The organism is Flavobacterium foetidum, assembly GCF_004634245.1.
Taxonomy (GTDB): domain Bacteria; phylum Bacteroidota; class Bacteroidia; order Flavobacteriales; family Flavobacteriaceae; genus Flavobacterium; species Flavobacterium foetidum.
Window position 1 is genome coordinate 53,629 of sequence record NZ_SJTF01000014.1, and the last position, 15,544, is coordinate 69,172.

Genomic DNA, 15,544 nt, shown 5'->3' on the forward strand with positions numbered 1-15,544 from the left:
AAAATAGTTTCATCCAGCAAGTAAAATCAAATTGAATCTGCTGAAATCTTTTAAAATCTGCGTGAAATACTTTTCCAGGATTTTTTCACGCAGATTTACACAGATTAAAGCTGATTTAGACAGATTTTTAATTTAAGCTATAAATAGAAAAAATAATTTCACTCAACCCATTAATAAAATTCTAAAACCACAATACAACTAACTATATAATGAATGATATTTTAATACAAAATACCGTTGCTTTTTTTGAGAAATCTTTTGGAGCTGCTCCTCAAAAAACTGTTCTTTCTCCGGGAAGAATCAATATTATCGGAGAACATATTGACTACAATGACGGTTATGTACTGCCAGCTGCGATTGACAAGGTTATCTGCTTCGCTTTCGCAAAAAACAATACCAAATCTTCTAAAGTTATCGCAATTGATTTGAATGAAGAGTTTGAAATCGATTTAACTCAAGAAGTGACATTGAGTGATGCTGTTTGGACAAATTATATTCGCGGTGTTATAAAACAACTTCAGGACAACGGATTTTCTTTTGAAGGTTTTAACTGTGTTTTCAGCAGCAATATTCCGGTTGGTTCTGGTTTATCGTCTTCTGCGGCTTTGGAATGCGGAATGATTTTTGGGATTGCGTCGCTTTTTGATCTGAAAATTGCTAAAAAGGACATTTCGTTGTTAGGACAAAAAGCCGAACATTGGGTGGGAATCAATTGCGGTATTATGGATCAGTTTTCGAGCGTTCACGGACTTGAAAACAAAGTAATCAAACTTGACTGCAACACGCTTGACTTTGAATATCATAATGCAGATTTCAAGGACTATTCACTGATTTTATTTGACTCAAACGTAAAACATTCACTTTTTACTTCAGAATACAATACCAGAAGAATCGAATGTGAAGAAGGTCTTGCTATCATAAAAAATCATTTTCCTGAAGTAAAAAGTTTCAGAGACGCTTCTGAAGAGCAAGTATTGAGCCTGAAAGATGCAATGAGCGAAAAAGTTTTCAGCCGAGTGCATTTTGTGGTAAAAGAAATAAATCGCGTTGTAAAAGCCTGCGAAGCATTAGACAAAGGAAATATCGAACTTTTGGGCGAACTTCTTTTTGAAACCCATTACGGTCTTTCTAAAGAATATGAGGTAAGTTGCGAAGAGCTGGATATGCTTGTAGATACTGCAAAAGAAGACAATGCCATTGTTGGATCTCGTTTAATGGGAGGCGGTTTTGGTGGCTGTACGATAAATTTAGTGAAAAAAGGTCATGAAAATGAGGTAAAAAGTAAGTTTTCAAATCTTTATTTAAATACATTTGGCATCGAATTAAAATTCTACGATGTAAAAATCGCAAACGGAACAACATTACTTTAATACCACCACAACTACAATGAAAAATTTTGACATTAACGAAGATCCGCACAGACGCTTTAATCCATTATTGAACGAATGGGTTTTGGTATCGCCACATAGAGCAAAACGCCCTTGGCAAGGACAAAATGAAACTATTTCTGCAGAAGCATTGCCAAAATACGATCCGACTTGTTACTTATGTCCGGGAAATGTTCGCGCAAACGGAGTAAATAATCCATCATACGACAGTAGTTTTGTTTTTGAAAATGATTTTGCCGCAATGAAACAAGACGAAATCATTTTTGAAGAAGATATCAAACATACTTTTTTTAAAGCAAAACCAGAACAAGGAATTTCTAGAGTAGTCTGTTTTTCTCCAAGACATGATCTTACGCTTCCAGAAATGGAGCTTAAAGCAATTGAGACCATTATTAAAACCTGGCAGAAAGAATATACAGATCTTGGGAATATCAAATACATCAACCATGTTCAGATTTTCGAAAACAAAGGAAGCGTTATGGGCTGCAGCAACCCGCATCCGCACGGGCAGATTTGGGCGCAGTCATCATTGCCGACTCAAGTAGAGAAAACGCAGATGAGTCTGAAATCGTATTTCGATAAAAACCAAACAACATTACTTGAAGATTATGTAAAAGCCGAATTAAAAGTAGGAACTCGTATCGTTATAGAAAATGATCATTTTGTGGCATTAGTTCCGTTTTGGGCAATCTGGCCTTACGAAACCATGATTGTCAGCAAAAGAGCAGTCAATAAAATTACCAGTTTTACAACAGAAGAAGTTACTGCCTTTGCACGAATATTAAAACAGTTAACCATTAAATACGACAACCTTTTCAGTACATCGTTTCCGTATTCATCAGGAATTCACCAGTCGCCTACAGATGGACTAGAACATCCTGAATGGCATTTTCATATGCATTTTTATCCGCCTCTTCTTCGTTCAGCAACGGTAAAGAAATTTATGGTTGGTTATGAAATGCTTGGCGAATCACAACGCGACATTACTCCAGAGAAAAGCGCAGAGATTTTAAGACAGCAACCAGAGATTCATTACAAAGACGCGGTCAATCTTGGTTAAAAAATTATCTTTTTATAAAAGAAGCCTTAAAATTTAACAGAATTCACTGTTCATAAATGTAAAAAACACATTTGTGTATAGTGTATTTATGAATTTTTATTTTACATTTGGCTCTTGTTCTTGTTTTATTAAAAAAATAACACAAATAAAACACATAATGCATTTTTAATAAGACAAAACAACATAAAAAATTATTTTTAAATCGAAACCTTAAAAACAAACAAACACCTATACTAATTTTTTAAAATACTACTAACAATGAACCAAAACCTCGCTTTCGCAGATTATGCGGTTTTTATAATTTATTTTATCGTAGTCTCGGTCTACGGTTATACCGTTTACCGCAAGCGTAAACAAGACGAACAAGATGCTAAAGCTTACTTTTTGGCCGAAGGAAACCTTACCTGGTGGGCAATTGGAGCCTCTTTAATTGCTTCTAACATTTCTGCAGAACAATTTATCGGAATGAGCGGTGAAGGTTTCTTTTTAGGAATCGCCGTAGCAGCTTACGAATGGCTTGCTGCTGTTGCTCTTATTATCGTTGCGGTATGGTTTATTCCTGTTTATCTTAAGAATAAGATTTACACGATGCCTCAATTCTTAAAAACGCGTTACAACGAATCTACTGCCTTGATTATGGCGGTTTTCTGGTTGTTTTTATATGTTTTTGTAAACCTAACTTCAATTCTTTATCTAGGAGCTGTTGCGATTAACGGTCTTGCTGGAGGAGATTATCTTCACGCGATTATGCTTGGATTGGCGGTTTTTGCCTTGTTCATCTCTCTTGGTGGTATGAAAGTGGTGGCTTATACAGACGTTATTCAGGTTGCGGTTTTAATCATTGGAGGTTTGGTTACTTCATACATTGCATTAACAACTGTAGGACAGTATTTTGGAGTGGGCGAAAATGCTATTGCAGGTTTCAAAGTATTGATGAAAGAAGCTCCTGAGCATTTCAAAATGATCATCCCAAAACCAACCGCTACTTCTTCTCAATTAGAAATCGATAAATATTTGACTTTCCCTGGATTGTTATCTTATGCTGCAGGTATTTGGATCATCAACTTAAACTACTGGGGTTGCAACCAATACATTACACAAAGAGCATTGGGTGCCGATTTGCAAACTGCACGTACAGGAATTTTATTTGCTGGTTTATTAAAATTATTAATGCCGCTTATCGTAATGCTTCCTGGTATTGCCGCTTATGTTTTATACAAAGACGGACATTTACCACAGCTAGTTGGAGGAAAAGACGGAGCTTATTCTGCTATTTTAACATTCCTTCCAACAGGATTAAAAGGACTTTCAGTTGCTGCCTTAACCGCTGCAATAGTAGCATCTTTGGCTGGAAAAGTAAACAGTATTTCTACTATTTATACATTAGATATTCATAAAAAATACATTCAAAAAGAAGCTGGTGAAAAACAGCAAGTAAACATTGGTCGTTTTGCCGTTTTTGCCGCAATGCTTTTGGCAGTTTTATTTACTTGGAATGATGTTTTAGGAATTGGTGGTGTCGGTGGATTCACCTACATCCAAAAATATACAGGATTCATCAGCCCTGGGGTTTTTGCTATGTTCTTCTTAGGTATGTTCTGGAAAAGAACTACTGGGTCGGCAGCAATCGTGGGTGTAATCTTAGGATTTGTTTTATCTGTTTTATTCAACGAATATGCTCCTGCCTTGTTCGGAAACGACACACTTTTATACACAGCTTACCCTAACGGAAAAGGCGGATTCGAAATTCCGTTCCACATTTGTATGGGATTATCATTCTTCTTTACCATGTTGGTAATGATCTTAATGAGTTTCGCTGGTCCAAAAGTAAATCCTAAAGCTTTCGAAACTGAGCCAGGAATGTTTAAAGTAAAACCACAGACAACAGTATTAATCGTTATTACGATGTTAATCATTATAGCGCTTTACGTTAAGTTCTGGTAATAAACTATCAGTTCTAATTCTCTCTTTTTGCAGCTGTTGTTTGTCATGAACAACAGCTGTAAATTTTTAAAGAATATTCATTGAATAATAAATATAGCCACAAATTAAAAGGATTAAAAAGATTAAAATTTCTGTAAGAGTAAAATGTTGCCACGACTCGAGCGATAGCGAATAGGCGAAGCAATTACACTAATTTCCACTAATTTATTTTTCATAGTTATTTTAAAATTGGCGTAATTCGTGTAATTCGTGGCAAAAAAAAAAAAACACATTGAAGAGAAAAAGCATCATATTAATCTTTTAATCTGTGGCAAAAAAAACAATCTGAATTTAAATTATAATATATAAATATCATGCAGTTATCATTAACCCAAAAAATCATTATCGTTACGGGAGGTGCAAAAGGAATCGGTTTAGGAATCGTTAAGGTTTTAGCCGAAGAAAATGCCATTCCGTTTATCGTTGGACGTAACGAAAATGACAACATCAAAGCCGTAGAAGAATTAAAAGCCATTGGTAAAGAAGCGCACCAAGTTGCCGCCGATTTAACAAAACCTGAAGACTGCAAAAAAGCCGTTGAAGCCGTAATCGCAAAATTCGGAAGAATTGACGGATTGGTAAACAATGCCGGAGTTAATGACGGTGTTGGATTGGAAAACGGAAATTATGAAGATTTCGCCGATTCGCTTCATAAAAATTTAGTGCATTATTATTTAATGGCACAGCATGCTCTTCCTTACCTTAAAGAATCTAAAGGAGCTATTGTAAACATCGGTTCCAAAACTGCCGAAACCGGACAAGGCGGCACCTCAGCTTATGCTGCTTCAAACGGAGGAAGAAATGCTTTAACCAGAGAATGGGCAGTTGAATTGCTAAAATACAGTATTCGTGTAAACGCTGTAATTGTAGCCGAATGTTACACGCCGCTTTACGAAACCTGGATCAATACTTTTGAAAACAAAGAAGAAAAACTGGCGGCAATCACTAAAAATATTCCACTAGAAAACAGAATGACAACAGCAGAAGAAATCGCAAATATGGTCGTTTTCCTTCTTTCAGAAAAATCAAGCCATACAACTGGACAGATTATTTATGTTGATGGAGGCTATACTCATTTAGACAGATCTATTTAATTTTTTAGTTTGCCACGAATTACACTAATTTCCACTAATTTATATTTCCAAATAAAAAATTCGGGTTAATTCGTGTAATTCGTGGCAAATTATTTATTTCTCACGCAGATTTAGCAGATCAGGCAGATTTCTATAAAAATCCTTTTAATCCATATAATCTGTGGCTGAAACTAATTAACCTTCGCATTATTTTTAAAATCAGTCGGCGTAATTGCTTTTACTTTTTTGAATAGTTTATTAAAATCAGATGCCGTTTTATAACCACATTCATAAGCAATCTCAGACATGCTTTTATCCGTTTCCAACAACAATTTGCAGGCATTCGAAATTCGGATTTCGTGTAGATAATCCACAAAATTTTTCTTTGTTTTTACTTTGAACATTCTACAGAAAGATGTCCGTGTCATATTAGCGACAGCAGCAATTTCTTCCAACGAAATATTCTTTTTATAATTTTTGTTGACATATTGAAAAACTTCGGAAAGACGATCTACTTTCGAATCTTTCTGCATCAAAGAATAAATTTCATCATTAATGTAAATCGTATCCTGACTTTCAGAAAGAATAGACAAAATTTCAAAAAGTCCGACAATAACTTCAAAATCTTTTTTAGAAACTAATTTTTCCAGTTTTTTCGCAATCTGTTTATTGGTTTTTCCGATAATCGAAATGCCCTTTCCAGCCTGAAAAAAAAGTTCGTTGATTTTCTGAGTTTCTTTTAATTCGTAGAAAGTGGGTCCGAAAATATCTTTATGAAAATATACGACAATCGAATTGGCTTTTAACTCTTCAATTCCCTGATAATATTTTTCGTCATTCAGCCAAACGTGCGGAATATCAGAACCTAAAAAAACCATATCTCCCGGTTCAAACGGCATGACCGAATTTCCGATAATTCGTTTTCCGTAACTCTCTTTTACATAAACCAATTCCAGTTCCGGATGCGAATGAAACGGCGCCTGAAAAAATGGCTCAATACGATTCAGCACCGAAACTTTGGTGTTAAGATAAGACGCTATTTTGGTTTGTTCCAATTTCATGCTGCAAAGGTAATTAAAGATTAGATACGGATAATATTAGACTATTGAGGAATGGGTAAAAAAACTAATTTTATTTTTCGTTAACTGCCCCAATTCTATACAAAATCAGAGGATTAAATTGTTATAAAACGAAAGCAGTGACATCAAAAAAAAGAAAAAACAACAACACAATGTCTGAGAATAACACAAAAAAACTGGTTGTAAAACTGCATCCAGATGATAATGTATTGGTTGCCTTAACCGATCTTCAAAAAGGCGAAACCATTCATTTTGAAAACGAAACTTACGTTTTACAAGACCTCATCAAAGCCAAACATAAATTCTACATGCAGGACATGAAGCAGGGAGAAGAAGTGAATATGTACGGTGTTTTGGTTGGAAAAGTGCAAAATGATGTGGCAAAAGGAAGCTTAATGACAACCGAAAACCTAAAACATGCCGCAGATCCTTATGCCTACAGAAATGCTTCTTACGAATGGAATGCACCCGATGTTTCTAAATTTGAAAACAGAACTTTTAAAGGGTATAAAAGAAAAGACGGACGAGTTGGAACCGCCAATTACTGGCTTTTTATCCCAACTGTTTTTTGCGAAAACAGAAATCTTGACGTCATCAAAGAAGCCTTACACAAGCAATTGGGTTATGCTGTAACCGATAAATACAATCAATTTACGCACGAATTGCTTCAGGGTTATTTGAACGGAAATGACATTAACGATATCAATATTGAATTGAATCCGACTCCAAAAAACAATCGTGTTTTTGAAAATGTAGACGGAATTAAATTCTTAAATCACCAGGGCGGTTGCGGCGGAACGCGTCAGGATGCTTCTACTTTGAGTGCTTTATTGGCTTCTTATGCGAATCATCCGAACGTGGGCGGGATTACGCTTTTGAGTTTAGGATGCCAGCATTTACAAGTTCAGGATTTTGTGAATGACGTAAAAAGACAAAACCCGGATTTCGATAAACCGTTGTTTATTTTTGAGCAGCAACAAACAGAAAGTGAAGAAGTTCTGATTACAAATGCCATCAAAAAAACGTTTGAAGGTTTGATTGAAATCAACCAATACGAAAGAACTGAAGCGCCTTTAAGCGATTTATGCATTGGCGTAAAATGTGGCGGAAGCGACGGTTTCAGCGGTGTTTCTGCAAACCCTGCGGTTGGTTACACTTCTGATTTGGTTGTGGCTTTAGGCGGTAAAATTCTTTTGGCTGAATTCCCAGAATTATGCGGTGCCGAGCAGAATTTAATCGATAGATGTGTTACTGAAGATAAGGCTAGAAAATTCATCGATTTAATGGAATCTTATGACGAACTGGCACATAAAGTAGGTTCTGGTTTTCACATGAATCCTTCTCCGGGAAATATCAAAGACGGATTAATTACAGATGCGATTAAAAGTGCGGGAGCTGCCAAAAAAGGCGGTACTTCTCCTGTAGTTGATGTTTTAGATTATACCGAATTGGTTACAAAACCAGGTTTAAGTTTGGTTTGTACACCAGGAAATGATGTAGAAGCGACAACTGGAAAAGCAGCTTCTGGAGCAACTTTAATTTTGTTTACAACCGGATTGGGAACTCCAACAGGAAACCCTGTTTGTCCTGTAATTAAAGTAGCGACAAACTCTGTTCTAGCGACAAGAATGAAAGACATTATCGATATTGACTGCGGACCAATCATCAGTGGTGAAAAAACTATTGAGGAAATGGGCGAGGAAATTTTAGAATACTGCATCAAAGCAGCAAGTGGTGAAATTATTCCAAAAGCGGTACAATTAAACCAAGATGATTTTATTCCGTGGAAACGCGGCGTATCTTTGTAAACGACTAATTAAAAATAACTCATAAAAAATTTATATCAGATGTTTTCATTACAAAATAAAAAAGCAATTATCACTGGAGGTGGAAGCGGAATCGGAAGAGCGATTTCGGTTTTATTTGCTAAACAAGGAGCTGAAGTTCATATTTTAGAATTGACTGAAGAAAGCGCAAAAGAAACAGTTGAAGAAATTAAATCGGTTGGAGGAAATGTTTTTGCTCATGCTTGCGATGTTTCAAACCACGAACAATTAAAATCGACTTTCGAGAAAATCGGAAATATCAATATTTTGGTAAACAATGCTGGAATTGCTCACGTTGGAAAAGTTGACACGACTTCTGAATCTGATTTTGACCGTATCATGAATGTAAACGTTAAAGGAGTTTACAACTGTCTTCATGCTTCGATTCCGGCTTTAAAAGGTTCTGGCGGAGGTGTAATTTTGAACTTGGCTTCTATCGCTTGCTGGGTTGGAATTCCAGACCGTTTTGCTTATTCAACAGCAAAAGGAGCAGTTATGGCCATGACTTTATCGGTTGCAAAAGATTATTTGAATGATAAAATCAGATGTAATTCTATTTCTCCTGCGAGAGTTCACACGCCTTTCGTAGACGGATTTATTGCTAAAAATTACCCAGGAAAAGAAGAGGAAATTTTCGAAAAACTATCGCAATCACAACCAATCGGCCGTATGGGAAAACCGGAAGAAATCGCCACTTTAGCATTATTCTTATGCAGCGACGAATCATCTTTCATCACAGGCTCAGATTATCCAATTGATGGTGGTTTTATTAAATTGAATAACTAAAATATTTAAACAAAATTTATAGCCACGAATTACACTAATTTCCACAAATTAATTTTCTAAATAAAAATTCGAGAAAATTCGTGTAATTCGTGGCAAAAAACTAAAAATTAAAATATGAAACTTATTAGATTCGGAGAAGAAGGAAAGGAAAAACCGGGAGTTTTACTAAATGAAAAAAGATACGATGTTTCGTCTATTGTAACAGATTACAACGAAGCTTTTTTTGAAAATGATGGTTTGACAAAATTAGAAGAAGCCTTAAAAAACAATCCATCTTTACCAGAAGTAAGCGATTCAGTACGTTTAGGTTCGCCTGTTGCGCGTCCTTCAAAAATTATCTGCATCGGATTAAATTATGTAGATCACTGCGAAGAAACCGGCGCTGCCATTCCGGAAGAACCAATTATATTCTTTAAATCAACAACATCTCTATGCGGACCAAATGACAATTTGATTATTCCGAAAAACAGTGAAAAAACAGACTGGGAAGTGGAATTGGCTTTTGTTGTAGGTAAAAAAGCAAGCTACGTTTCGGAAGAAGATGCTCCAAACTACATCGCTGGATACTGCCTTCTGAATGATTACAGTGAAAGAGCATTCCAAATCGAGCGTGGCGGACAATGGGCAAAAGGAAAAGGTTCTGATACCTTCGCTCCTCTTGGACCAATTATGGCAACTCCGGACGAAGTTGGCGATGTAAACAACCTAAAAATGTGGCTTACGGTAAACGGAAAAACGTTCCAAAACAGTAATACTTCAAACTTGATTTTTAAAATTCCATTCTTGGTTCATTACCTAAGTCAGTTTATGACATTGCTTCCTGGCGACGTAATCAGTACAGGAACGCCTCCGGGAGTTGGTCTTGGAATAAAACCAGATCCGATTTACATTAAAGCGGGTGACGTAATCGAATTAGGAATTGAAGGTTTAGGTACAAGCAAGCAAACTGCTGTAGCTTATCAAGGATAAATTTTAGATTATGACAACTCAAAAATTCTATCTGGCTCTAGATCTTAAAGATGATGCAGCTTTAATTGCAGAATACAAAGAACTGCATGAAAATGTATGGCCAGAAATTAAAAAAAGTATTCAGGATTCCGGAATTGAAGTGCTGGATATTTATTGCACCGGAAACCGATTGTTCATGATCATCGAAGCTGATGCCGATTTTACTTTCGAAAAGAAAGATGCGGCCGATGCTGCAAACGAAAAAGTTCAGGAATGGGAAAACTTAATGTGGAAATTCCAACAAGCTTTACCGTGGGCAAAACCAGGGCAAAAGTGGATTTTGATGGAGAAAATTTTCCAGCTTTAAATTTAATAGAAACAAGAAAAAGTATAATTCGCACAAGCTCTTTTTGATAAAACGAGAATGCCAAAACGCATTCTCGTTTTGTTTTATAACTGCAAATTGTTACACTAAAATTTACAAGGAAAAAATCGCTACTGTTGTTTTTTTAAATATATTTACCCCATAAAAACTAACCTTTTAAAACCCAAAAATGAAAAAACTAGTATTAACATTATTATTGGTTTCTGGTGCCGTAAGCGCTCAGGATATGGAAGTAAAATCTGGAAATTTTGATTTCCTTAAAGATCAAAAAGAAATCAATGTTGAATTTGATTATAGTAATTTTACTATGATGAAAGACAAAAAATCGGAAGCGCAATATATTGAAGAAAGAACTGCCGATCTAAACGAAAAATCAAAAGGAAACGGGACAATCTGGAGTAAAAAATGGAGCGGAGCAAAAGAATCCATATGGAATCCCAAATTCTTAGAACTAGTAAATATTGTACTAAATAAGGACAAAAAAGATGTGAGTTTTCAAGAAGGTCTTTCATCTCCTTATACTTTGATTGTTCAGACAGTTTGGATTTACCCAGGTTGGGATGTTGCAATGATGAAACAAGCTGCAAAAGTTAGTACCGTTTTAAAATTCGTTGAAACAGCTAATAAATCAAATGTATTGTTAGAAATTTCAAGTGACGAAGCTCCTGGAGATCAATACGGAAGCCAATTCAGCAACGAATCAAGAATCGGTGAAGGTTATGCCAAAACAGGTAAATCTTTAGCTAAACTTCTTCTGAAAAAAGCTTATAAGTAAGAGTATATCTTAAAAACAAAACCCCAGCTGGGGTTTTGTTTTTTTATTTTGTTGCTTGTTGTTTTTCCATATCAATAACATAAGCCATGTTCTTGATTACATTGTCGTGTTTCTTTACAAAAGAGTTTTCCTCGTTCCAAACATAACCTGCTAGTACGGCACAAATTTTTTCTTTGACCTCTGGATTTTCAGGCTGATGGAAAAATAAGGTCTGAAGATTTCCTGTGTACCATTCTTTCACGTAAGTGGTAAAAACAGCAATACCGCGTTTCATGTAACCTGTAAATTCGGTTTCCCAATCAACAGCAATTCCTTGTGCTTCTTTTAAGTACAGTTTTGCTGCCAGCATTCCTGATTCTGTTGCAAAAGCTACTCCTGAAGAAAAAACAGGATCCAAAAACTCTGAACTGTTTCCTGTTAAGGCAAAACCGTCGCCGTACATTTTTTTGACTGCTCTTGAATAGTTTTCCAATTTAACTGGCTCAAATAAAAATTCGGTTCCTGCAAATCTTTTAATATAATAGTCAGATTTCTGAATAGCATTTTTTAACGCCTCAGCATTATCTTTGTTTTCAGAAAGCGAATTGATAAAATCTGTAGGTCCTACAACTCCTAAACTGGTGTTTCCATTAGAAAACGGAATAACCCATAACCATACTTCTGTTTCTAGAATATCAAAAGAGATAAGAGTACCTTCTTCACCTTCTGGTCTATTAATGTCTTTTACATGTGTAAAGATAGAAGAATGAGGATCTAATTTAGAAGGAGTGTCTAGATCAAGAAGTCTAGGCAATACACGTCCGTAGCCGCTTGAGTCGACAATAAACTTAGCATGAATCTCTTTTAGATTTCCATCTTTGTCCTTCACGACCGTTTTCGAATTTTTTCCTTCAAAAGAAACTTCCAGAACTTCGGTTTCAAACTCAAGATCAATTCCTTTTCTAATAACTTCCTGCGCCATTGTGTTGTCAAAATCAGCACGAGGAACCTGCCAGGTCCAATCCCAGCCTTCACCAAACTTTTTACTAAAATCAAAAACACAGATTTCTTCACCTCGTATAAAACGTGCTCCAAGCTTTTTTTCGAAATTCATTGCATCAAGAGCATCAAACAATTCTGCTTCTGCAAAATGGTCCATTACTCTAGGAATTAAGCTTTCACCAACTACGAGTCTCGGAAATTTTGTTTTCTCAACAACCTTAACTTTTACATTGTTTTTGTGAAGATACGATGCAGACACGCATCCAGACGGTCCAGCTCCGATAACTAAAACATCTACAAACTCCTTTGTCATATTAGAAATATTATCAATTATTAACCTACATTTGCCATCGTCAAAATAACTACATTTATTTTGATAAATAAAATTAAATTAGCACAATCAAAATAGATTTAATGAATACAATTAATGAATATCTAAGTTTAGAAGATTTTGAAGCAATAATCTTTGGAAATCAGAAAGTTACAATCAACAATGTAGTACTAGACCGAGTAAATGAAAGTTTCAATTTCTTAAAAGAATTTTCTGGAAACAAGGTGATTTACGGTGTAAATACCGGATTTGGCCCAATGGCTCAATACAGAATTAAGGAGTCTGATCAGATTCAGCTTCAATATAATTTAATTAGAAGCCATTCTTCTGGAACAGGAAAACCTTTAAATGCTGAATGTGCAAAAGCGGCTATCCTTGCACGATTAAACACTCTTTCGTTAGGAAATTCTGGAGTGCATCCTTCTGTAATCCATCTTATGGCAGAATTAATCAACAGAGATATCACACCTTTGATTTTTGAGCATGGCGGTGTTGGTGCAAGCGGCGACCTTGTACAGCTATCACATTTGGCTTTGGTATTAATTGGAGAAGGTGAAGTTTTTTATAAAGGCGAAAGAAGACCAACTCAGGAAGTTTTCGAAATCGAAGGCTTAAAACCAATTCAGGTAGAAATCAGAGAAGGTCTTGCTTTAATCAACGGAACTTCTGTAATGACAGGAATTGGAGTTGTAAATACTTTTTATGCTAAAAAATTACTAAACTGGTCTGTAAATGCTTCATGCGCCATCAACGAATTGGTACAGGCTTATGACGATCATTTCTCTGCAGAATTAAACCAAACTAAACGTCATAAAGGACAACAAGATATTGCAGAAAAAATGCGAACTAATCTTGCTGACAGTACTTTGATCAGAAAAAGAGAAGACCATTTGTATTCTGGCGAAAATACCGAAGAAATTTTTAAGGAAAAAGTTCAGGAGTATTATTCATTAAGATGTGTTCCACAAATTCTTGGACCGGTATTAGAAACAATCAATAACGTTGCTGCTGTTCTTGAAGGCGAATTCAACTCAGCAAACGACAATCCTATTATAGATGTAAAAAATCAGCATGTTTATCATGGAGGTAATTTCCACGGAGACTATATTTCCCTTGAAATGGATAAGCTGAAAATCGTTATTACCAAATTAACGATGTTGGCAGAACGTCAATTGAATTATTTGTTGAACTCAAAAATCAACGAAATACTTCCTCCTTTTGTTAATCTTGGAACTCTTGGATTTAATTTCGGAATGCAAGGTGTACAATTTGTGGCTACATCAACAACTGCAGAAAGCCAAATGTTATCAAATCCGATGTATGTGCACAGTATCCCGAACAACAACGACAATCAAGATATTGTAAGTATGGGAACAAACTCGGCAGTAATTACTTCAAAAGTAATCGAAAACTCATTTGAAGTATTGGCAATCGAATTAATTACAATCGTTCAGGCAATCGATTACCTTGGACAAAAAGATAAGATTTCGTCTGTAACCAAAAAATGGTACGATGATGTTAGAAACATTATTCCAACATTTAAGGAAGATCAGGTAATGTATCCTTTTGTACAAAAAGTAAAAGATTACCTAATCAATAGTTAATTGTTTTCATATAATAATTAACCCAGCAGGTTTGCGTTTTTAGTATTAATATTGAATTTTAAAAATCATGAAAAAGCCATTATTTTTTTTATTGCTGTTCTTTATTCAATTTATTAATAGTCAGGAACTGGCATTAGTTAAGAAAAATTCAAAAATTGGATACATTTCCAAAGACGGATCTTTTAAAATAGAGCCTCAGTACAAATCGGCCAGAAGTTTTTCTGAAGGTTTGGCTGCCGTTGAAGATAACGGAAAATGGGGTTTTATTGATGTGAACGGAAAATGGGCAATTCCTGCGGATTTTTCGAATGCTAAAGACTTTAACAGCGGTATCGCAGTAGTGCAGAAAGATAAAGAATGGGTTTATATTAATACGAAAGGAGAAATCCTGAAAGCGCCTGCAACAGAAAAGTTATTTGACTTTAACGAAGGCGTCGCTTTTATAAAACAAGGGAACAAAATTGGATTAATTAATTCAAAAATGACCGTTGTTCTTGAGCCTAAGTACGATCAGATTAAATCTTTTGAAAACGGTTTTGCGAGAGTTGAACTCAATAAAAGCTGGGGCATTATTAGCACAAGCGGCAAAGAAGTGGTCGAACCGGCTTATTCTGAAATCGGAAATTATTTTAAAAACACTACCTGGGCAAGAAAAGACAAAACATTCGGACTTGTAAGCGAGGACAAATTCATTCCGGTTGATGGTGCTGAGAAAATTTACGATTTTGAAACCCAAGATTTGACATACGCCAAAAAGAACGGAAAAATTGGATATATCGACCTCAAAGGAAACTGGATAATTCTCCCTCTTTATGATAAAGGAAAAGCTTTTTCCAAAAATCTAGCACCAGTTCTGGTAGGAAAAAAATGGGGATACATCAATTTAAAAGGAGATTTTGTAATTGAACCAACCTACAGCGATGCAGAAGTTTTTGGCACCAATGGCCTTGCTCCTGTTAAAGAAAACAATTGGGGCTTTATCAACGAAAGCGGAAAATTAGTAATTCCTACGCAATACGGCATTACGACAAATGCCATTATTGCAATGTTTGTGCAGCAAGACAAAGGTTTTATTAATGGTGTTGCCCGAGTAAAAAATGAAGGAAAATGGGGTTTTCTAAGAGCAGACGGAACTGTTATTGGCAACCAGTGGTTTGAAAATGCAGAACTTTTTTCGAAATCAGAAAAAAATTATGCGAAAGAAACTCCGGCAGAAAAACCAAAAGCAGAAGCAAAACCAGCTGCAAAATCGACAAAAGCCCCCGTTAAGAAAAAGAGTTAAATAGCAATTCAAAAAAACAAAATCGCCAAAAGTCCCAACGAAA

General features: G+C 35.6%; 13 protein-coding genes. 11 read left to right on the plus strand and 2 right to left on the minus strand.

Annotated elements, in window-relative coordinates; all coding sequences use genetic code 11:
- Positions 1-209 precede the first annotated feature (209 nt).
- The 4 genes from galK to E0W73_RS17010 all read left to right on the plus strand — a co-directional run bounded on the left by galK (position 210) and on the right by E0W73_RS17010 (position 5,525).
- A complete protein-coding gene (gene galK / locus E0W73_RS16995; RefSeq protein WP_135223237.1) occupies positions 210-1,370 on the plus strand; it encodes a galactokinase in 1,161 nt (386 codons plus the stop codon).
- A 16-nt stretch (positions 1,371-1,386) separates the two neighbouring features.
- On the plus strand, positions 1,387-2,448 hold the full coding sequence (locus E0W73_RS17000) for a UDP-glucose--hexose-1-phosphate uridylyltransferase (RefSeq protein WP_135223238.1): 1,062 nt from the start codon (positions 1,387-1,389) through the stop codon (positions 2,446-2,448).
- 258 nt (positions 2,449-2,706) lie between these two features.
- A complete protein-coding gene (locus E0W73_RS17005; RefSeq protein ID WP_135223239.1) occupies positions 2,707-4,392 on the plus strand; it encodes a sodium/sugar symporter in 1,686 nt (561 codons plus the stop codon).
- 353 nt (positions 4,393-4,745) lie between these two features.
- Positions 4,746-5,525 (plus strand): L-fucose dehydrogenase, encoded by a 780-nt coding sequence (locus E0W73_RS17010; protein WP_135223240.1) that lies wholly within the window; start codon positions 4,746-4,748, stop codon positions 5,523-5,525.
- 170 nt (positions 5,526-5,695) lie between these two features.
- Here E0W73_RS17010 and E0W73_RS17015 read toward each other — a convergent pair whose 3' ends face one another.
- Entirely contained in the window at positions 5,696-6,565 is an 870-nt protein-coding gene (locus E0W73_RS17015) for an AraC family transcriptional regulator (RefSeq protein ID WP_135223241.1), read from the minus strand.
- Positions 6,566-6,735: 170 nt separating this feature from the next.
- Between E0W73_RS17015 and E0W73_RS17020 the strand changes: the two genes are divergently transcribed.
- The 5 genes from E0W73_RS17020 (at position 6,736) to E0W73_RS17040 (ending at position 11,303) form a co-directional block, all read left to right on the plus strand.
- Positions 6,736-8,391 carry a UxaA family hydrolase gene (locus E0W73_RS17020; protein WP_135223242.1) on the plus strand — a complete coding sequence of 552 codons (1,656 nt, stop codon included), beginning with the start codon at positions 6,736-6,738 and terminating at the stop codon, positions 8,389-8,391.
- 39 nt (positions 8,392-8,430) lie between these two features.
- A complete protein-coding gene (locus E0W73_RS17025; protein WP_135223243.1) occupies positions 8,431-9,195 on the plus strand; it encodes an SDR family NAD(P)-dependent oxidoreductase in 765 nt (254 codons plus the stop codon).
- Positions 9,196-9,309: 114 nt separating this feature from the next.
- Positions 9,310-10,164 (plus strand): fumarylacetoacetate hydrolase family protein, encoded by an 855-nt coding sequence (locus E0W73_RS17030; protein ID WP_135223244.1) that lies wholly within the window; start codon positions 9,310-9,312, stop codon positions 10,162-10,164.
- Between the two features lie 10 nt (positions 10,165-10,174).
- Positions 10,175-10,510, plus strand: a complete 336-nt coding sequence (locus E0W73_RS17035) for an L-rhamnose mutarotase (RefSeq protein WP_135223245.1) — start codon at positions 10,175-10,177, stop codon at positions 10,508-10,510.
- Between the two features lie 187 nt (positions 10,511-10,697).
- On the plus strand, positions 10,698-11,303 hold the full coding sequence (locus E0W73_RS17040) for a hypothetical protein (RefSeq protein WP_135223246.1): 606 nt from the start codon (positions 10,698-10,700) through the stop codon (positions 11,301-11,303).
- A 43-nt stretch (positions 11,304-11,346) separates the two neighbouring features.
- Here E0W73_RS17040 and E0W73_RS17045 read toward each other — a convergent pair whose 3' ends face one another.
- Complete coding sequence (locus E0W73_RS17045; protein ID WP_135223247.1) at positions 11,347-12,597, minus strand: NAD(P)/FAD-dependent oxidoreductase; 1,251 nt, start codon at positions 12,595-12,597, stop codon at positions 11,347-11,349.
- Positions 12,598-12,698: 101 nt separating this feature from the next.
- Here E0W73_RS17045 and E0W73_RS17050 point away from each other — a divergent pair, with 101 nt between their 5' ends.
- Together E0W73_RS17050 and E0W73_RS17055 are read left to right on the plus strand one after the other, a co-directional pair.
- Positions 12,699-14,219: an HAL/PAL/TAL family ammonia-lyase gene (locus tag E0W73_RS17050; RefSeq protein ID WP_135223248.1), complete on the plus strand. Its 1,521-nt coding sequence runs from the start codon at positions 12,699-12,701 to the stop codon at positions 14,217-14,219.
- A 67-nt stretch (positions 14,220-14,286) separates the two neighbouring features.
- Entirely contained in the window at positions 14,287-15,501 is a 1,215-nt protein-coding gene (locus tag E0W73_RS17055) for a WG repeat-containing protein (RefSeq protein WP_135223249.1), read from the plus strand.
- Positions 15,502-15,544: the final 43 nt, after the last annotated feature.

What these genes read in the sequence shown, in the direction of transcription:
- galK (WP_135223237.1), top strand. Translation starts at nt 210, where the DNA reads ATGAATGATATTTTAATACAAAATACCGTTGCTTTTTTTGAGAAATCT.
- E0W73_RS17000 (WP_135223238.1), top strand. Translation starts at nt 1,387, where the DNA reads ATGAAAAATTTTGACATTAACGAAGATCCGCACAGACGCTTTAATCCA.
- E0W73_RS17005 (WP_135223239.1), top strand. Translation starts at nt 2,707, where the DNA reads ATGAACCAAAACCTCGCTTTCGCAGATTATGCGGTTTTTATAATTTAT.
- E0W73_RS17010 (WP_135223240.1), top strand. Translation starts at nt 4,746, where the DNA reads ATGCAGTTATCATTAACCCAAAAAATCATTATCGTTACGGGAGGTGCA.
- E0W73_RS17015 (WP_135223241.1), bottom strand. Translation starts at nt 6,565, where the DNA reads ATGAAATTGGAACAAACCAAAATAGCGTCTTATCTTAACACCAAAGTT.
- E0W73_RS17020 (WP_135223242.1), top strand. Translation starts at nt 6,736, where the DNA reads ATGTCTGAGAATAACACAAAAAAACTGGTTGTAAAACTGCATCCAGAT.
- E0W73_RS17025 (WP_135223243.1), top strand. Translation starts at nt 8,431, where the DNA reads ATGTTTTCATTACAAAATAAAAAAGCAATTATCACTGGAGGTGGAAGC.
- E0W73_RS17030 (WP_135223244.1), top strand. Translation starts at nt 9,310, where the DNA reads ATGAAACTTATTAGATTCGGAGAAGAAGGAAAGGAAAAACCGGGAGTT.
- E0W73_RS17035 (WP_135223245.1), top strand. Translation starts at nt 10,175, where the DNA reads ATGACAACTCAAAAATTCTATCTGGCTCTAGATCTTAAAGATGATGCA.
- E0W73_RS17040 (WP_135223246.1), top strand. Translation starts at nt 10,698, where the DNA reads ATGAAAAAACTAGTATTAACATTATTATTGGTTTCTGGTGCCGTAAGC.
- E0W73_RS17045 (WP_135223247.1), bottom strand. Translation starts at nt 12,597, where the DNA reads ATGACAAAGGAGTTTGTAGATGTTTTAGTTATCGGAGCTGGACCGTCT.
- E0W73_RS17050 (WP_135223248.1), top strand. Translation starts at nt 12,699, where the DNA reads ATGAATACAATTAATGAATATCTAAGTTTAGAAGATTTTGAAGCAATA.
- E0W73_RS17055 (WP_135223249.1), top strand. Translation starts at nt 14,287, where the DNA reads ATGAAAAAGCCATTATTTTTTTTATTGCTGTTCTTTATTCAATTTATT.